Here is a 16,790-nt window from a genome sequence, read left to right as displayed (position 1 = left end):
TCAAGAAGGCCAAGACGTAAGCGCAAACACAAAAGCCAGTAAGCCGTCTAAACCGCGTCTTATGTCACTTGATGCTCTTCGTGGTTTTGACATGTTTTGGATTTTAGGTGGTGAAGGCTTATTTGCTGCATTACTCGTGTTAACGGGCTGGAGTGGATGGCAATGGTTTGATGGCCAAATGCACCACAGCCAATGGCATGGTTTTACTTTTTATGATGTTATATTCCCTTTATTTATCTTCTTATCTGGTGTCGCTTTAGGCTTATCTCCTAAAAGGTTAGACAAGTTACCACTTTCACAACGTACCCCCATATATCGCCATGCGTTTAAACGCCTTGGTTTATTGATTTTATTAGGCGTTCTTTATAACCATGGTTGGGGCACTGGCGCGCCTGTAGATCCTGAGCAGGTCCGATACGCAAGCGTGTTAGCACGTATTGGTTTCGCTTGGTTTATTGGTGCAATGCTTGTGTGGCACACAAGTTTACGAACTCAAATCATTAGCGCATTCGCCATTTTAATTGGTTATGGCTTATTGCAATTATTCATGCCGTTTCCTAACGGTCAAGCTGGCCAGTTTACTCAATCGGGGAGTATAAACGCATATATTGATACCTTATTCCTTCCAGGTATTTCCTATCAAAATCGAGCATTAGATCCTGAAGGTATTCTTTCGACACTCCCTGCTGTGGTTAATGGTTTAATTGGCGTCTTTGTCGGACAGTATCTCGTAAAACAGCAGCAAGCATTGAACAAATTGTCTGGCGAATGGGTAAAAGTCATAACCCTATTGCTCGTTGGTGCATTATTAATTGGTTTAGGTTGGTTAGTTGATATGATCATTCCAGTTAATAAAGACTTATGGACTAGCAGCTTTGTTTTGGTGACGTCTGGCTGGAGCATGGTATTTTTAGCGATTTTCTACGGCATCGTGGATGTCTTAAAGTGGCAAAAATGGTCGTTGGTATTTGTAGTGATTGGCACGAATGCCATTATCATCTATCTCGCATCTAGTTTAATGAACTGGCAGTATTTTGCTCAAAGTCTATTTGGTGGTGTAGTCAATGCCGCACCAGCTAGTTGGCAACAATTACTCTCAGTGTTGAGTTTACTCGCTGTGCAATGGTTAGCCTTGTTATGGCTATATCAACGTAAGATATTTATTAGAATTTAAGAGCGACTGAAGTTATCTGCTTTAGTGGCGATTTAAGTGCTTGGCTTGTTTAGTAATTTCTCAAGCCTGATTTTCACTTGTTATGGTTCTACCAGTTAAAGGAATGACAGCGTTGTCTTTGTGGTGTTTATGTTTTAACATGAATTGCATATTTGCTATGAAATGAGTTAACAATTCGGCATCATAGCAATGCTAAAACCTCAATAACAATAAGACACATATGGGGCGGTAACGAGCGGTTATTGCCAGATATTAATGACAATAAGAAGCAGGTTTATGGAAACTACAATGAATAACAGCCAGCAAAAAAGCAGTGTACTGCCGATGGCGATTGTCGCCATTCTCTTTTTCGTACTCGGGTTTGCCACTTGGCTAAACGGCTCATTGATGCCGTACCTTAAACAGATTTTACAACTCACCCCATTTCAAGCTTCACTGATCTTATTTTCCTTCTATATTGCCGTGACCTTTACTGCACTGCCATCTGCATGGGTTATACGTAAAGTGGGCTATAAATCTGGCATGGCCTTAGGCATGGGGATCATGATGATCGCTGGCTTATTGTTTATTCCAGCCGCTAAAACTCAGATATTTCCATTGTTCTTATTAGCGCAATTAGTCATGGGGACTGGGCAGACTTTATTACAAACTGCGGTTAATCCTTATGTAGTTCGCTTAGGCCCAGAAGAGTCAGCTGCAGCGCGTGTGAGTGTGATGGGGATTTTAAATAAAGGTGCTGGTGTTATTGCGCCAATGGTATTTACAGCTTTGATTCTAGATAGCTTTAAAGACCGTGTTGGCACGACCTTAACTCAAATACAGATTGATGAAATGGCCAATAGTTTAATCCTTCCTTACTTAGGGATGGCGATATTCATTGGTGTATTAGCGTTTGCAGTGAAAAAATCACCTTTGCCAGAATTGGAGCAAGAAGCAGAGGAAGGTTCAGAGAAAGGGCAAATTAAAGAGGCCTTAGCTCGTCCTAACTTGGCTTTAGGTGTGGTTGCATTATTTGTATACGTTGCTGTCGAAGTGATTGCTGGTGATACCATTGGCACCTACGCGTTAACCTTAGGCGTTGAAAATTACGGGGTAATGACCTCATACACTATGGTGTGTATGGTGATAGGTTACACGCTGGGTATTATCTGTATTCCTCGATTTATATCACAGCCTAATGCGTTACTGATTAGCGCAATACTAGGCGTAATATTATCATTAGGTATTGTGTTTGGTGACAGTGAATCTTTTACTATTGCTAATATAATATTAGTGCCGTTTGGTGGAGCTGAACTACCAGATACATTACTGCTTATTGCATTTTTAGGTCTAGCGAATGCTATCGTGTGGCCAGCAGTATGGCCTTTAGCACTCTCAGGTATGGGTAAGTTAACCAGTACCGGTTCTGCGCTACTGATTATGGGTATTGCTGGTGGCGCTTTTGGACCTGTGTTTTGGGGGCTAACAAGCTCTGCTACTTCTCTTGGTATGCAAGGCGGCTACTTAGTGATGATCCCATGTTACTTATTCATTTTATTCTATGCCGTCAAAGGTCATAAGATGACGAGCTGGAAATAAGACATTTGATAGTGATAAACGTGACAGTTCTAGTCCTGAAGTGATAAGTCAGGTCATCTAAATCAAGTTTATTTTATCCAATAAAAAGCCACTCGATTGAGTGGCTTTGTTGATTATTAATCATCATTTATTGATGATGTGATTAATCGACATTAGTGATTAGCAGGTTGCTCTAACTTCTCCATCACTTGCTTCAAGCTGAAGCTTGCCGCTTTTTGTCTTGGAGGGTATTCCTTAAATGTTTCAAGGAAAGTAGCAACATAAGCCTGCGCTGGTACTAACAAATATGCACGGTCAATCAACCAATCATAATAAGTGTTAGAGGTACGGTCAGCTGTTTCGTATGGGTCCATACGCAGGTTAAATATTTTAGGAAGACGTAACTCAACAAAAGGTTCTGCCCAGATTTGAAGCGTACCTGTTACTCGCTGCTCTAAGAATACTGCTTTCCAGTTCTTATAACGTAGTGCAGCCAAGTCGCCATCATCAGTAAAGTAGAAAATTTCTTCACGTGGGCCCGCTTTCTCTTTACCTGTTAAGTAAGGTAGGAAGTTATAACCATCAAGATGGTTTTTAAACTTTTTACCATTTGCGCTGTAACCTTTCAGGAGTTTATCTTTAATTTTAGTATCACCAGCCGCAGCTGCGAATGTTGGCAGCCAATCCATGTGATGCATGATTTCGTTGGATACACTACCTGGTTCAATATTCCCTGGCCATCTCACCATAGCAGGAACACGGAAAGCGCCTTCCCAACTGGTATTTTTTTCACTTCTAAATGGCGTTAAACCTGCATCTGGCCAAGTGTTCATATGCGGGCCATTATCAGTTGAGTAAAACACAATAGTGTTATCTTTAATGCCTAAGTCATCTACTTTTTTCAGCAGCTCACCAACATGGTTATCATGTTCAACCATACCGTCAGCATAGTTGCTTAAGCTACTAGAGCCTTGTAACTCAGGTTTGATGTGAGTGCGGAAATGCATACGAGTTGCATTCCACCAGACAAAGAAAGGCTTCTTAGATTTTACGCTTTTTTCCATAAAATCAAGGGCTGCTGAGACGGTTTCGTCATCAATGGTTTCCATTCTTTTTTTACTTAGTGGGCCAGTATCTTCAATTTTACCGTCAGCTGTAGATTTGATAACGCCACGTGGACCGAACTTTTTCAAAAACTCAGGATCTTTTGGGTAATCGACATTCTCAGGTTCTTCTTCAGCATTTAGATGGTACAAGTTACCTAAAAATTCATCAAAGCCATGCGCTGTAGGTAAAAACTCATCCTTATCTCCAAGGTGGTTTTTACCAAATTGACCAGTGGCATAACCAAGAGGTTTCAATACTTCAGCGATAGTCGCGTCTTCAGCTTGTAGGCCGATATCAGCACCCGGAAGTCCAACTTTACTTAAACCTGTTCTAAAAACACTTTGGCCAGTGATAAAGGTTGAGCGCCCTGCAGTACATGATTGCTCACCGTAGTAATCGGTAAACATCAGTCCTTCTTTAGCAATACTATCAATGTTAGGTGTTTTATAGCCCATCAAACCAAACGTATAAGCACTGACATTGGCTTGGCCAATATCATCACCCCATATAACTAATATATTTGGCTTACTGGCTGCAGCAGCGCTTGCTGAAAGCATACCTATAGTAACTGCAGTAGTTACTCCTAGGAACTTCTTGATTCTAACCATGTTAATTTCCCTATATGACTTGAAGATTGAAGTAGTACATAAACAACACTAAGTATTAACGTAACAGCTAAATTAGATATTCAACAAGTAGTAATAAGTGTTGTTTACATAAATATAGTGTAAATATGAATAAATATTTCACTGATGCGATAGTGTGGCTAAAGCAAGACTAGTTAGTCACCAATACAGGTTGATGACAGATTTAGATCACTATTAAAACAGAATGAGGGAAGGTGAGTTGTTTGCCAAGGTGCTTACTTAATTGCTTAGGCGTTGATTTGAATTATGTATGAGTGAGTTGTGAGACAAATTTTAGACACAAAAAAGCCACTCTATTGAGTGGCTGTTTTGTATATGGTGCCGGCACCAAGAGTCGAACTCGGGACCTACTGATTACAAGTCAGTTGCTCTACCAACTGAGCTATGCCGGCTTATCTTTTTAACAGTGACAACACTATTAAATAAATTGTGGTGCCCGAACCCGGAATCGAACCAGGGACACGAGGATTTTCAATCCTCTGCTCTACCGACTGAGCTATTCGGGCAACTAAACTAAAGCGTTAGTTATCTACTTCAAACTGACAATATACTTGGTGGTTAACACCTGTCTCGTTTGGAGTGCGCACATACTATAGTCATGGTTCTCATCGTGCAAGTGCTTTTTAGCACTTTTGAACCAATCAGCGCTTAAGCGGCGATATAATATGCAAGCTAGCGATGAAATGTCTCTTTGGGGAGCTTACGTGGTAAAAATAGAAGCATGAAGGCTACAGAGAACAGGTAGTTTGTTACTCGGCTAATGATGACCTAGAGGCAATACCATATGTTAACTAATATTGAAGCGGTTTTTTTTGAAGTGCTTATTCAGAGCCAGTATATGAGTATGCATTAATTAGCTAACTTGACTTGAGTGTTGAATAAAGAAAATGAGATAAGTGCTTTAGAGTTTTTATCTAAAAACAGATACAAAAAAGCCACTCTATTGAGTGGCTGTTCTGTATATGGTGCCGGCACCAAGAGTCGAACTCGGGACCTACTGATTACAAGTCAGTTGCTCTACCAACTGAGCTATGCCGGCTTATTTTTTTAACAGTGATAACACTATTAATTAAATGATGGTGCCCGAACCCGGAATCGAACCAGGGACACGAGGATTTTCAATCCTCTGCTCTACCGACTGAGCTATTCGGGCAACTAAACTAAGCGTTAGTTAACTACTTCAAACTAGCTGCTAACTCACTTGTTAGTGGCTGTGTCGTTTGGAGTGCGCACATATTATAGGGATGGATTTAAACACGCAAGTGGTTTTTTAAAACTTTTTAATTGTTCGCTTAGTTAGTATCCAAAATGGTGCTTTTTTGATGGTTTTTACATAGAGGTTGAATCATTTCTTTCAACTCTAGTTCACTCTTCAGTTTGCGGTGGGGGTGACTATTTAGATGTTATGACAAAAGCATTTGGTTTCCATAAGCAAATCCTTTCGAAAAAATAGGATGTTTTAGGTTCTATTTTGCGATTTTATTTTAGGGTTAAAGCTATAAGATAAACATCATCGAAATACAGAGGGACACGCTCGATGTTAGCAAATACTAAAAATGGCTATGGTTTAGTGACTATCATTATTCATTGGTTAAGTGCCTTAGCCATCATAGGTTTATTTGGCCTAGGTTTTTGGATGGTGGATCTGACTTATTACAGTAGTTGGTATAAAACAGCTCCCGATATTCACAAAAGTGTCGGTATTCTGCTACTGGGGTTAACCTTGCTAAGGGTTTTATGGCGCTTCTTTTCTGTTAAACCTCAACCTGAACAATCTCATAAGGCTTGGGAACAGGTTGCAGCTAAGTGGGCTCATCGAGTGTTGTACGCTTTAATGCTGTTAATAATGGTAAGCGGCTTTTTAATTTCAACTGCAGATGGCAGAGGTATTTTGGTGTTTGATTGGTTTGAAGTGCCTTCATTAGGCAACTTTATTTCTAACCAAGAAGATATTGCTGGGCTAGTTCATGAGTATTTGGCTTATAGCTTAATTGCACTCGTTATCATCCATGCAGCTGGCGCGATTAAACACCAGCTTAAGGATAAAGACGGTACGTTAAGCAAAATGATTAAACCGATTCGAAAATAATTTAGCTCGGTTTGTTAGCTCAGGATAATCAGTCAGCTCGGTATATTCAGTTCGGTATATAGAGCTCGGTAAATAAAGCTCAGTAAATAAAGTATTGGCAGTCATTGCGACTCAATATTTGATACACGATTAACTGAGTTTGATTTTATTTAGACAGACAACAGACTTTTATCAACAGATTTTATCAATACATTTTATCTACTAAAGATTTATATAAGGGAATAGCAAAATGAAAAAGCAACTTATTGGCACACTAATCGGTTCAGCACTTTTAATGCCACTGACAGCGAATGCTGCAGACTATGTTATTGATACTCAGGGAGCTCACGCTTCTATCCAATTTAAAGTCAATCATCTGGGTTATAGCTTTGTAGCTGGCCGTTTTAATGATTTTGGTGGTGATTTTAGCTATGACGCAGCGAACATAGCTGGTTCAGCTATTAACGTGACTATTAATACGACCAGTGTTGACTCTAACCATGCAGAAAGAGATAAGCATTTACGTGGCAGTGATTTTTTAAATACAGGTAAATTTCCACAGGCTGAATTTGCATCTACCAGTGTCGAAGATAAAGGTAATGGTCAACTTGTGCTGAATGGTAATTTAACCTTAAACGGTGTGACTAAACCGATTGCCATTGATGCAGCATTTATTGGCGAAGGCAAAGACCCATGGGGTGGATACCGTGCAGGTTTTGCTGGGACAACTGAATTTGCGATGAAAGACTTTGGCATAAAAATGGACTTAGGGCCAGCGTCTGCCAATGTGACTTTAGATCTTATTGTTGAAGGTATAAAGCAATAAATTTGATGTTGTTGCCAGAAGTCGAACGCTAACTGGTTATATAATAATGCCGCTTAACTTTATCCAAAACAGTAAAGCAATAGCGGCATTTTTGTGTCTTTATAGGTATTTAAATCACCATATAATAGCTATTTAATCAGTTTGATTTTACCGAATACATCTGCATTTTTATAACCTCGATTCATATCGCCATCAACCGCTTTTATAGGGTGCGAACCGATAAAATTCTCTCTTTGCTTTGAACCATCATTGTCACAATAAGCGAGCATGAACCCCATAACTTTACCGGCAGAAAGCGTAATAGGTGACGCTTGGTTATGTGCAAAAGCATCTAAACTATCATCATAGCTGTCAGGAAAGATGTGAATAGCCATCTCCCAGTATATTCTTTTAGGATTAATAGGATCACGAGTCCAAACTGTTTCGATATGTTCATTAAAGGTCATAGCTTGTTTAAGAGTAGAGAAATCCGCAACTTGTCGGTCTAACGCCACGTGATATGCAAACGCATTGTGGTTAAATTGATGCTCTCCACCTGATGCATCTTCATCTAAAAATACCTCAACAGTATCATCATCCCAATATAGAACAGTTGGATCAGCAGTTTGATCGAACAGTACGTCATCAATAATTTCTGCGAGTAAAAACAACTTATCTTCACGCCAGAGTAATTTGTATTGGCCACTGAAATCATCTGCAGAAATAGCAGGGCCGATAATCATTTGATCAATGGGGTGCCATTTAGCTTGCTGCCAGTCTGATTCGCTAGGGATGCCATCAAGAGTGATGTCACTATTGGCTCTATTAACCTCAATGATTTGATGGCTGTGTTCTTGATGCAATGTTTCAGTTGATAACTCGGCTGCAGCAACGGATAGTGTGCTAAAAAAAGGGCTTATAATTAATGCTAGGGCTACAGCGCTATGGTTAACAGCGCTATGGTTAAATTTAACTCGGTTAAACATGCCTAAGCTAGCTGTCGTCAGGTCATGATTTTGTTTATTGGGGATACGATAACGATTACTAAACCATTCCATAGTTTTCTTGCTCCGAATTTGCATCTTATACTTTGTGATAAGTGTACTTGTGTTTAAAAATAACGTCACAGGCAGTCTATTCTATATGGTATTCGAATAAATAGATTAGATAATGCTAAAAGATAACAAATTCCAAAAGTGTTATCTAATCTATTGTTTTTAAATCGTTAAATAATATCTATGCTCAGTTAATTAACAGAGGGTGCCAATGGGAGAGCAACCTCAATGCAATAATTTTGCTTTGGCTTTATCGCTAATATAAATTCGCCCTGTTGATTGATATGAAGTGGAATCCCATCAACTAACACTTGCTGCTCTGAGATATGCTCTTCACGTTTTACATTGAGTTTAATTGTTGATTGTCTAAACAGACGAGTGACCTCTAACTTGTCCCAAGCGCTCGGTAACTGAGGTTGAATTTTAAGACCGTCTTTAATCCCTTTTAAGCCAATTAATTGCTCGATGACGATTCGATAAATCCATGCAACGGTGCCAGTATTAAATAATTGGCTGGATTTACCTGCATCTTCAGGGTATTGAAAGTAAGCGCCGCGATAATAATTAGGGATAAATACAGGCAGTTGACCTCGGGCGAGGGTATCGCTATCTGAGCTAGGATTAATCATGGTATTTAATAGCTCAAAAGCTGTGTCGGTTTCACCTCTCTCAAACAAAGCAAAAATATAAAATGCGCCAGCATGATTATAAACTGAGCCATTTTCGCCGGTACCAGGGAATTTTTGCGTAAGCCTACCGACTTCTTCATGCATATGGGTATAACTTGGCGCCAGCATCATCATTCCAAAGGGGGTTTGCAATTGTTGCTTGATTTGAGCCTGCATTAATGGCCATTGTTGCTCTGTGATGGCGCCAGAAAGCATGGAAAAACTTTGCGGGTTTAAATAGATTCGCCCTTCAGTATTTGCGCTGACACCGAAACAGTTGCCTGCATCGGTAATGCCTCGCGCAAACCATTCACCATCCCAGCAATGTTGGTTTACATCCTGATTTAAAGTATTGGCTTGTTGTTGCCATTTATCTGCTTGCGCATTTTCCCCAATAGCCACACTGACATCGGCCCATAACTTCATACTGTAGGCGCTTGCAAGGCTTAACCAGCTAGAAACACCGATGCCTTTATAGCCAACCATATTCATCGGATCGCACCAATCACCTTGGTTAATATAATTCAGGCCTCTGCTATCTCTTTGTGACCATAAATAATCTAGGGCAAGGTTTATGTGTTCCAGCACGCTCACGCTATATTGATTATCTGAAAAGGGGATGTCTTGGTTAAGAAAGTCGTAATCACCAGTTTCATTTAAATAGGCTTCAATACAAATTACCAGCCAAACGCAATGATCTGTATGTGGGATTTGATTGATATACTTAAGCTCTGAATCTGCATTTAACAAAACACCATCGGGCATTTCACCATTTTTATGTTGTTGTGACAGGGCTTTTATAAAGGCACTTTTGGTTTTATCAGGGCTGATATACATCATCCCCATCGCATCTTGTAAGTAATTCCTAGTTTGGGGATCGGTGCTAAGGCGGTTGACATCACCATGATAAAAAACTTGCCTTGGCAGCCAATGATTAATGAAATTATCAAGTGCATTATTTGGGCTGCTAATTTCAAGTTTATTATCAGAAGTGGCAATATACTGCTGATATTTTTGTTTTGCCTTATTCAGTTTTTGTTCTGAACTGAGATACTTTTGTTTGAGCTGCTTAGCTTCCTTAGCATCTTTAACTGGGGCAAAGATAAAGTTAAATTGCGATGACTCTTCAGAGCTTAAGCTTTGCGTAAACTGCATTATGGCTGCAGGAGTTTGATAATGGGCAGGCTTAGAGGCTAAATGTTCATGTTTTATAGCATCAGGATTATTCAATCCGCCTTCACCTTCAAAAATGACTTGTCGAGTCTCGTAACTGGTTGGGTTTCTATCACTGATAAAAACCGTGGTGTCCTTAAAGTCTTTTTGAGCAGGGTATTGTTCAACTTTTTGATAAGGCGTGACTGATTCACACAAAATGCTAGTAAGCGTGTCATCAAATCTTGCAGATTGATTCATCCAGGACATATAGCCGACAGGGAAATAACTGTAGATGCTTAAATCTCGAATACTATCAGCATGATTGGTGACGCTAAGTTGCCAAAGTTCGGCAGTATCTTCTGCAGTTAACGATAAGCTCAGGTGGCAAGTTAGATTTAAATGCTCCACTTTCCAACTAATTTTATGTTTATCGACGATAAACTCAAACTTACTGTGCGCTTGTTTTACTGGGGCATAAGGGACTGAAAATATCTCACCCGTTTGATTATCCTTTATGTAAAAAAAGCGCCCCGGATGGTGGCTAAAATAGGCGTGCTCAGGCTGCATAAATGTCTTGGCTTCAAGGGCGGGGCCATGAGCGTATTTAGCAGGTTCTGGCTGCATAAATTGAGCAACGGCATAACCTCGACAATTCATTTGAATCATCATGTTTTCATTCCACAGAAACCCAGATGCATTTGGCATGCAGGTTGGGCTATGTAGACTGACAGCGCCATTTTGTTGGTTGTAAGTGATCACTATCTTAGTCCTGCACTGCTGTGTTGTTAGTGTTGTTAGTGTTTGTAGTGTCGACTTGTTTCGAGTCAGGTGAATATAAGCTTTGGTTAATATCATGCATTGTTTGTTCATCTAAGCTGTAATGCTTTACTACCCAAACCGCTAATACTGCAAATGCCGCAGGGATCAGAGTATTAAGCAATAATATGCCCATAAGCGAATCTGGCGATTGTTGCTGATTGGCCACATACCCCATTGAAGATAAAAGCCAGCCAATCATGGCGCCTGCAAAAGCGCCGCCCAGTTTTTGTGAGAATGCCGCAGCAGAGAAAATCATTGCAGTGGCGCGGCGGCCATTCTTGTATTGCGAATAATCTGCGGTATCAGCGTACATTGAAAATACCAAAGGGGACTTAGGTCCTAAGCAAAAACCAATCAAGGCCTGCATGATAAACATCAAGGTTAAATTTTGTGGTGGGATTAAGTAAAAACCTGCAGACAAAACAGCCACCAGGCTCATTAAGCCAATCAGTAAACTGCGCTTATCAAAGTAGCGACTCAGTAACGGCGTTGAAGCTGCACCGATAGCTAGCGAAATCATATATACCGCAGTGAAAGTACCAATTAAGTCCTCTCGGCCAACATAATACTTAAAGTAGAACGTACCCGTACTCGCCCGCAGTGTGATGGTGAACATGATGATTAAGGCGAGTGAAAATAAGATAAGCCAGGGTTTGTTGTTCGTTAAATCCATGATGTCTTGTTTGATACTGGTTTGCTGATTTTTTGGCGGCGCAATGCGTTCTTTGGTGGCAAAAAAAGTCAGCGTAAATAACACTGCTGAGATAATGCCATAGCAGCCCATAGTCATTTGCCAGCCTAAAGCTTCATTGCCATTTCCAAGTAGATTAACCAGTTCTGGTGTCATATAAGCGACTAATGTGCCGCCCGAAAAAGCACCGATAAATCTAAAGCTAGTTAAGGTCGTGCGCTCTTGACTATCGGATGTTACTACACCAAGCAAAGCACCATAAGGCACATTAATAAAGGTATAGGCAAGCATCATAAATATATATGTGCCGTACGCCCAAATGAGTTTTCCATCATCGCCTAAATCAGGGACAGTGAAGGTAAGTACCCCTGCTGCCGCTATGGGTAATATGCCGAGCAAAAGATAAGGCCTGAACTTGCCGAAACGTGTGGATGTTCTATCAGCTAAAGCGCCCATTAATGGATCTGAAACAGCATCTATTATGCGAGTCACTAACATCATGGTACCGACGGCAGCAGCAGAAATACCGAAAACGTCGGTATAAAAAATAAATAGAAATACATCGAAAACACGCCAATAAAAGTTAGATGCCACATCCCCAAGGGCATAACCGACTTTTTCTTTGAGTGATAACTTTTCAGATTGAGGTGTCACAGGTGATATTTTAGGGTCTTGAGCCATTGTTATTATTACCTTGGTTGATTCCATCCAAATTTGGTATTTATGGCAACTTTACAGCTAACTGATTTTTAATGCTTTTTATATTTAACAATTAGTGTAAGCGCTTACATTGTTGTTAGAATGTAAATGATTAATCATTTTTTGACCAGTATTAATTTATTCAAGATTGAATTTAAAGCAGCTTTATTGGACATTAAAAGTCAATTTTTGCTGAGCGATGTCACAAAAGGAGTTGCTAATAAAGAGGATGGAAAAGCTGCAAATTCAATATTAAGAATGTTGCAAGGAAGGGACAGTTAGCTTGGAAAAGTAAACACTAGCTTGGTATAAACACTAGCTTGGTATAAGCACTAGCTCGTATAAACTGTAGCTCGTATAAACTGTAGCTCGTATAAATAATAGCTTGGTATAAGTAAGGGCTTGTATAAGATAGTAGCTTGTAAAAATAACAGCTTGGCGTAATAAACCTCTGAGTTTTAAAATGCCCGACAAATTGTTTTATCGGGCATTAAGTTGTGACTAATAGAAAAGCAGTATTTTGTTATTTCAGCATTTCTTGCACTCGAATGACCTGAGCGCGATAACCTGTTGCAAACATATCGTGGCTGTTAATGTTTATTCGCACAGCGGGTTCGGTTTCACCGTATCTATGTTCAACTAAAATAGATTGGACTTTACCTGTGGTGTCGTCCATTTTTAAGTTGCCATATCCGCCCCCTAATCCAAACAGGCCGGCCGAGGCAAAATAGCTCATCATACTGTCTTTATCTTCTTGATACTTAACGATTGAAGTCACAGGTGAGTAACCACTATAACCTAGCTCAGTTTTGCCATATTCCCATACTTGTTCAACGGTGAGTTTTTGCTCATCGATTTTGTATTCTACTGAGCGAGAATATTTTTCATTGGCAAACATTGGTTGACCAAGGTGGCGACCGTCACCGTTATCAAATACGGTTAGAGTTCCTTTTTGCGGTACTCTATAGGCTGTGTGTGAGGTGTAAGAAAAATCAAAGTTAGTGCCTCTACATTGGCCTTTTTCATTACAGTTTAATGCTTTGCCTTTACTGTCTACAGGGGTCAGTAGTTTATCGGTAAACTTTTCAGACCAGCCTTTTGATGGGCTTAATATCCATTTGATTTGCTTGTCACGACCTATTTTAATAACGGCTGATTGATGACGTGAACTGATAATAATACTGTCGTCAGTGGGATCGTAATCCACGGAGTTTACGTGGATCCAATTACGGCCGGTTTCGACACCATGAATATCGCCATAGGGTGCATTTTGTAAATCTTCAAGTGTAGTCTGATGCCCAGCTTGTGAGGCATTAATATTTAAACACACAGCGCCAGCATCAAGAGATAACAATGCATCGTCTCGCATTGGATCAAGAATACTGTTCAAGTCCCAGTAATCGACGAGTTTACCTGTGCTATCAACTTCAATAATTTGATCGCGAATAGTGTTTACTAACTTACCGTCAGGACGGCGGTAGTCTTTGGCTGCAGCGCGAATAAAGATATTTCCGTTAGCACCTTCAATTCCTTCGTGCGATGCATCAATAAAGTTACCGGGTAAGCTATGTTCAGAAATCATTCTGCCCATCAAAGACATCTTTTTCCAACCTTGGCCTTGAACCCAAACCATGTTGCCATCTTCGGTAACATTCATTCCCATAGCGTAACCGGCATTTTCAAAGCTTTTTGAATCGTGAGTTGTGTATGGGTTTAAATACCAGCGGATATCGCCAGCAGTATCGATAATAAAGAAGCCAGGCTTGCCATCCCAAGAAAAGGCGCCAGGAGCATCTGGATTGTTATGAGCTAATTGGCCTGTTTTGCCATCAGGGTTAGTCCAGTTGACGAAATATAGTCGGTCTTTAAAGTCTGCATCGACATGCTCAACTTCAACCAGAGGGGCTTTAGCCCATTGGCTTTCTGAAAAACCCATATCAATATCTGGTGTGAGCATCTGATAGTCATGGCTATGCTGTTTACCGTTTTGAGTCCAGTTAACTGTAAAGTGGTTCATCAGGGCAGGGTACAAGCCAAATATGGGTACGCCACCTTCATTCATCACACGCATGTCATCAACTTGGTAGTGAATACTTACACCCGTGTCATCTTTTGCATGAACTGTCACTTCTACATCTGAAATCGTGTGACCATTTAGGGTAACTAAAGCAGTTAGCGGTGCATTTTCATATGGGTTATGCACGAGATAACCTAAAGGCGCATCAGGAACGGGTATTGGCTTCATCCCAAGTGGATCAGCAGTCACATTTGTGATTGAAAAGCTCAGGCTGATGGCAAGTAGCGAATAAATAAGTGGCTTCATTATCAATAATCTCATTTGAAACAATTGTGCTTGAGTATACTGATTAATGTTTTTTATTAATGTCTTATCGCTAACAAAGGACTGACAATATTTACTATTTTCAAGAAAGGTCACGAATATGAAATTTCTGTTTTGAATCGGGAACTTTTGACTATTAAACGAAAATAATCGTCGGTCTTCTTTAGGTGGGAACCGTTAACCAATGTATCTTGCTGGATACGAAAATAGCTCGTCATCATATCATCGTCTAGTGAGCGACAGGTTTGATAGATGAATCGAGCTATTTTAGAAAGTCTTTAGCGCAATTTTATATAGCCTTAAGCGCTATTATAAAGAGTCTTAAGCGCTATTCTTGATGATTTTTAAAGCTAGATTATTCGTCTTCAGCAGGTGGAACATAACCTTCAATTTCGACGTCTTTACCTTCAAATAAAAAGTTTGCCATTTGCTCTTCAAGAAATTTACGGTCATCAACATTCATCATGTTGAGTTTGTTTTCATTGATTAACATGGTTTGTTTTTTCTGCCAAAGTCCCCATGCTTCTTTACTGATAGAGTCAAAAATTCGCTTGCCAACTTCTCCTGGGTACAATTGAAAATCTAAACCTGGAGCTTCTTTATTTAAATATGCGCAATTAACATTACGAGCCATGATGTTTCCTTAACGGGATCCCTTAGATAGGATCTGCTGCTGAAAGTGCGACTAAGTTAGATAAGATCCGCTCGGTTGCTGCGGCTAATCCGACTTTAGCTGGATGATGTATGTTATACCAGAGACTCTGGTTTTGTTCCATTACACTGGATTCAAATTCTGTTAAATCTTGTGTTGATTCAAGTTCAATCACAATGGGTTGAATATCTAAATGGAAATGGCTAAATGTATGCCTAAAGCCTGCAAGCCATTCTGAATCTGTATGGGTGATGTTTTTGCCCGTAAACTTGATTGATACGTGCTCATGTAATTCAGCTTCTGTTTCAAATTGAGGGAAGCACCATAGCCCGCCCCAAATGCCCGCTGGTGGACGTTTGTTTAAAATGACTTGGCCATCTTTTTTTATCACTAGCATCCAGGCTGATTTAGCGGGAATTGTCTTTTTAGGCTTTTTACCAGGAAACTCACTCTGCCTGCCAGCTAATTGCGCTTTACAATCAATGGCAACAGGGCATGCATCACAGCGAGGTTTGCTGCGGGTGCAAACGGCAGAGCCGATATCCATCATGGCCTGATTAAACTTACGTACATCTGTTTTAGGCGTCAGTGAATCGGTTAAGGTCCATAACTTTTGCTCAACAGCTTTCTGCCCTGGCCAGCCTTCAATCGCGCCATGTCTTGCAAGCACTCGCTTAACATTACCATCTAAAATTGAGTGATGTTGTCCAAGGGAAAGTGACAGAATTGCCCCAGCAGTTGAGCGTCCTATACCTGATAGCGCAATAACTTCATCTAAAGATTCAGGGAACTGACCATTATGCTGATCGCATATCGCTTTCGCAGCTTTATGTAAGTTTCTCGCACGCGCGTAGTACCCAAGACCTGTCCAATGATGCAAAACATCATCTTCGCTAGCTTTGGCTAAATCACTAATTGACGGGAAACTGTCCATGAACTTTTCATAGTATGGAATCACAGTCGCAACTTGAGTTTGTTGCAGCATGATCTCTGAAATCCATACTCTATATGGGGTTTTATTGATTTGCCAAGGAAGCGTTTTACGCCCGTGAACATCGTACCAAGCAACAATTCGCTCAGAAAAGGAGTTAACTTTATTCATTGGCGCAGTGTATATGGCGACGTTTTGATAAACAAGTTAGATACGGTTTTGATAATGGAAAAGCTAAAAACGATAAGTGGCTGTTAAATGGTCTGTGAAGGTTTAAATGTGCCTAGTCCCTGAGGTATCTTGACTCATGCAGCTAAACTTCTGTAAAAAACGCAATATAAGCAAAATAATCTCCGCCTCAAAGGGGATTAACTACTTTAGTCATGACGATTTTGCGATATACTTACTGACTATTTTATGA

General features: G+C 40.2%; 12 protein-coding genes and 4 tRNA genes. 5 read left to right on the top strand and 11 right to left on the bottom strand.

Annotated elements, in window-relative coordinates:
• The first annotated feature begins 61 nt into the window (after positions 1–61).
• Together nagX and nagP are read left to right on the top strand one after the other, a co-directional pair.
• Complete coding sequence (gene nagX / locus AB4153_RS12275; protein ID WP_102528687.1) at positions 62–1,174, top strand: transmembrane glucosamine N-acetyltransferase NagX; 1,113 nt, start codon at positions 62–64, stop codon at positions 1,172–1,174.
• A gap of 276 nt (positions 1,175–1,450) precedes the next feature.
• On the top strand, positions 1,451–2,752 hold the full coding sequence (nagP, locus tag AB4153_RS12270) for an N-acetylglucosamine MFS transporter NagP (RefSeq protein ID WP_102528679.1): 1,302 nt from the start codon (positions 1,451–1,453) through the stop codon (positions 2,750–2,752).
• A gap of 152 nt (positions 2,753–2,904) precedes the next feature.
• On the opposite strand, the gene AB4153_RS12265 is transcribed toward nagP, so the two are convergent.
• The 5 genes from AB4153_RS12265 to AB4153_RS12245 all read right to left on the bottom strand — a co-directional run bounded on the left by AB4153_RS12265 (position 2,905) and on the right by AB4153_RS12245 (position 5,638).
• Positions 2,905–4,395, bottom strand: a complete 1,491-nt coding sequence (locus AB4153_RS12265; protein WP_371997775.1) for an arylsulfatase — start codon at positions 4,393–4,395, stop codon at positions 2,905–2,907.
• 406 nt (positions 4,396–4,801) lie between these two features.
• Positions 4,802–4,877, bottom strand: a tRNA-Thr gene (locus tag AB4153_RS12260).
• A 38-nt stretch (positions 4,878–4,915) separates the two neighbouring features.
• A tRNA-Phe gene (locus AB4153_RS12255) sits at positions 4,916–4,991 on the bottom strand.
• 457 nt (positions 4,992–5,448) lie between these two features.
• Positions 5,449–5,524 (bottom strand) — tRNA-Thr (locus AB4153_RS12250).
• Between the two features lie 38 nt (positions 5,525–5,562).
• A tRNA-Phe gene (locus AB4153_RS12245) sits at positions 5,563–5,638 on the bottom strand.
• A 384-nt stretch (positions 5,639–6,022) separates the two neighbouring features.
• Here AB4153_RS12245 and AB4153_RS12240 point away from each other — a divergent pair.
• Positions 6,023–6,574: a cytochrome b gene (locus tag AB4153_RS12240; protein ID WP_371997641.1), complete on the top strand. Its 552-nt coding sequence runs from the start codon at positions 6,023–6,025 to the stop codon at positions 6,572–6,574.
• A 229-nt stretch (positions 6,575–6,803) separates the two neighbouring features.
• Positions 6,804–7,379 carry a YceI family protein gene (locus AB4153_RS12235; protein WP_248954564.1) on the top strand — a complete coding sequence of 192 codons (576 nt, stop codon included), beginning with the start codon at positions 6,804–6,806 and terminating at the stop codon, positions 7,377–7,379.
• A 128-nt stretch (positions 7,380–7,507) separates the two neighbouring features.
• Here AB4153_RS12235 and AB4153_RS12230 read toward each other — a convergent pair whose 3' ends face one another.
• The 3 genes from AB4153_RS12230 to AB4153_RS12220 all read right to left on the bottom strand — a co-directional run bounded on the left by AB4153_RS12230 (position 7,508) and on the right by AB4153_RS12220 (position 12,427).
• Positions 7,508–8,416: a sugar-binding protein gene (locus AB4153_RS12230; protein ID WP_371997639.1), complete on the bottom strand. Its 909-nt coding sequence runs from the start codon at positions 8,414–8,416 to the stop codon at positions 7,508–7,510.
• Between the two features lie 188 nt (positions 8,417–8,604).
• On the bottom strand, positions 8,605–10,995 hold the full coding sequence (locus AB4153_RS12225; RefSeq protein ID WP_371997638.1) for a GH36-type glycosyl hydrolase domain-containing protein: 2,391 nt from the start codon (positions 10,993–10,995) through the stop codon (positions 8,605–8,607).
• A 4-nt stretch (positions 10,996–10,999) separates the two neighbouring features.
• Positions 11,000–12,427: an MFS transporter gene (locus tag AB4153_RS12220; protein WP_371997637.1), complete on the bottom strand. Its 1,428-nt coding sequence runs from the start codon at positions 12,425–12,427 to the stop codon at positions 11,000–11,002.
• Between the two features lie 126 nt (positions 12,428–12,553).
• On the opposite strand from AB4153_RS12220, the gene AB4153_RS12215 reads away from it, so the two are divergent.
• On the top strand, positions 12,554–12,727 hold the full coding sequence (locus tag AB4153_RS12215) for a hypothetical protein (RefSeq protein WP_371997635.1): 174 nt from the start codon (positions 12,554–12,556) through the stop codon (positions 12,725–12,727).
• A gap of 241 nt (positions 12,728–12,968) precedes the next feature.
• Here AB4153_RS12215 and AB4153_RS12210 read toward each other — a convergent pair whose 3' ends face one another.
• The 3 genes from AB4153_RS12210 to mutY form a co-directional block, all read right to left on the bottom strand.
• On the bottom strand, positions 12,969–14,768 hold the full coding sequence (locus tag AB4153_RS12210) for an aryl-sulfate sulfotransferase (protein WP_371997634.1): 1,800 nt from the start codon (positions 14,766–14,768) through the stop codon (positions 12,969–12,971).
• Between the two features lie 373 nt (positions 14,769–15,141).
• Positions 15,142–15,420 (bottom strand): oxidative damage protection protein, encoded by a 279-nt coding sequence (locus AB4153_RS12205; protein ID WP_371997632.1) that lies wholly within the window; start codon positions 15,418–15,420, stop codon positions 15,142–15,144.
• 22 nt (positions 15,421–15,442) lie between these two features.
• Positions 15,443–16,540 carry an A/G-specific adenine glycosylase gene (mutY, locus tag AB4153_RS12200; RefSeq protein WP_371997631.1) on the bottom strand — a complete coding sequence of 366 codons (1,098 nt, stop codon included), beginning with the start codon at positions 16,538–16,540 and terminating at the stop codon, positions 15,443–15,445.
• Between the last annotated feature and the right edge of the window lie 250 nt (positions 16,541–16,790).

Origin of the sequence: Shewanella sp. 10N.286.52.E4, from assembly GCF_041468785.1 — a bacterium.
GTDB classification, from domain to species: domain Bacteria; phylum Pseudomonadota; class Gammaproteobacteria; order Enterobacterales; family Shewanellaceae; genus Shewanella; species Shewanella electrodiphila.
The sequence above is the reverse complement of the archived record's forward strand: the minus strand, read 5'-3'. Positions and strand labels throughout refer to the sequence as shown.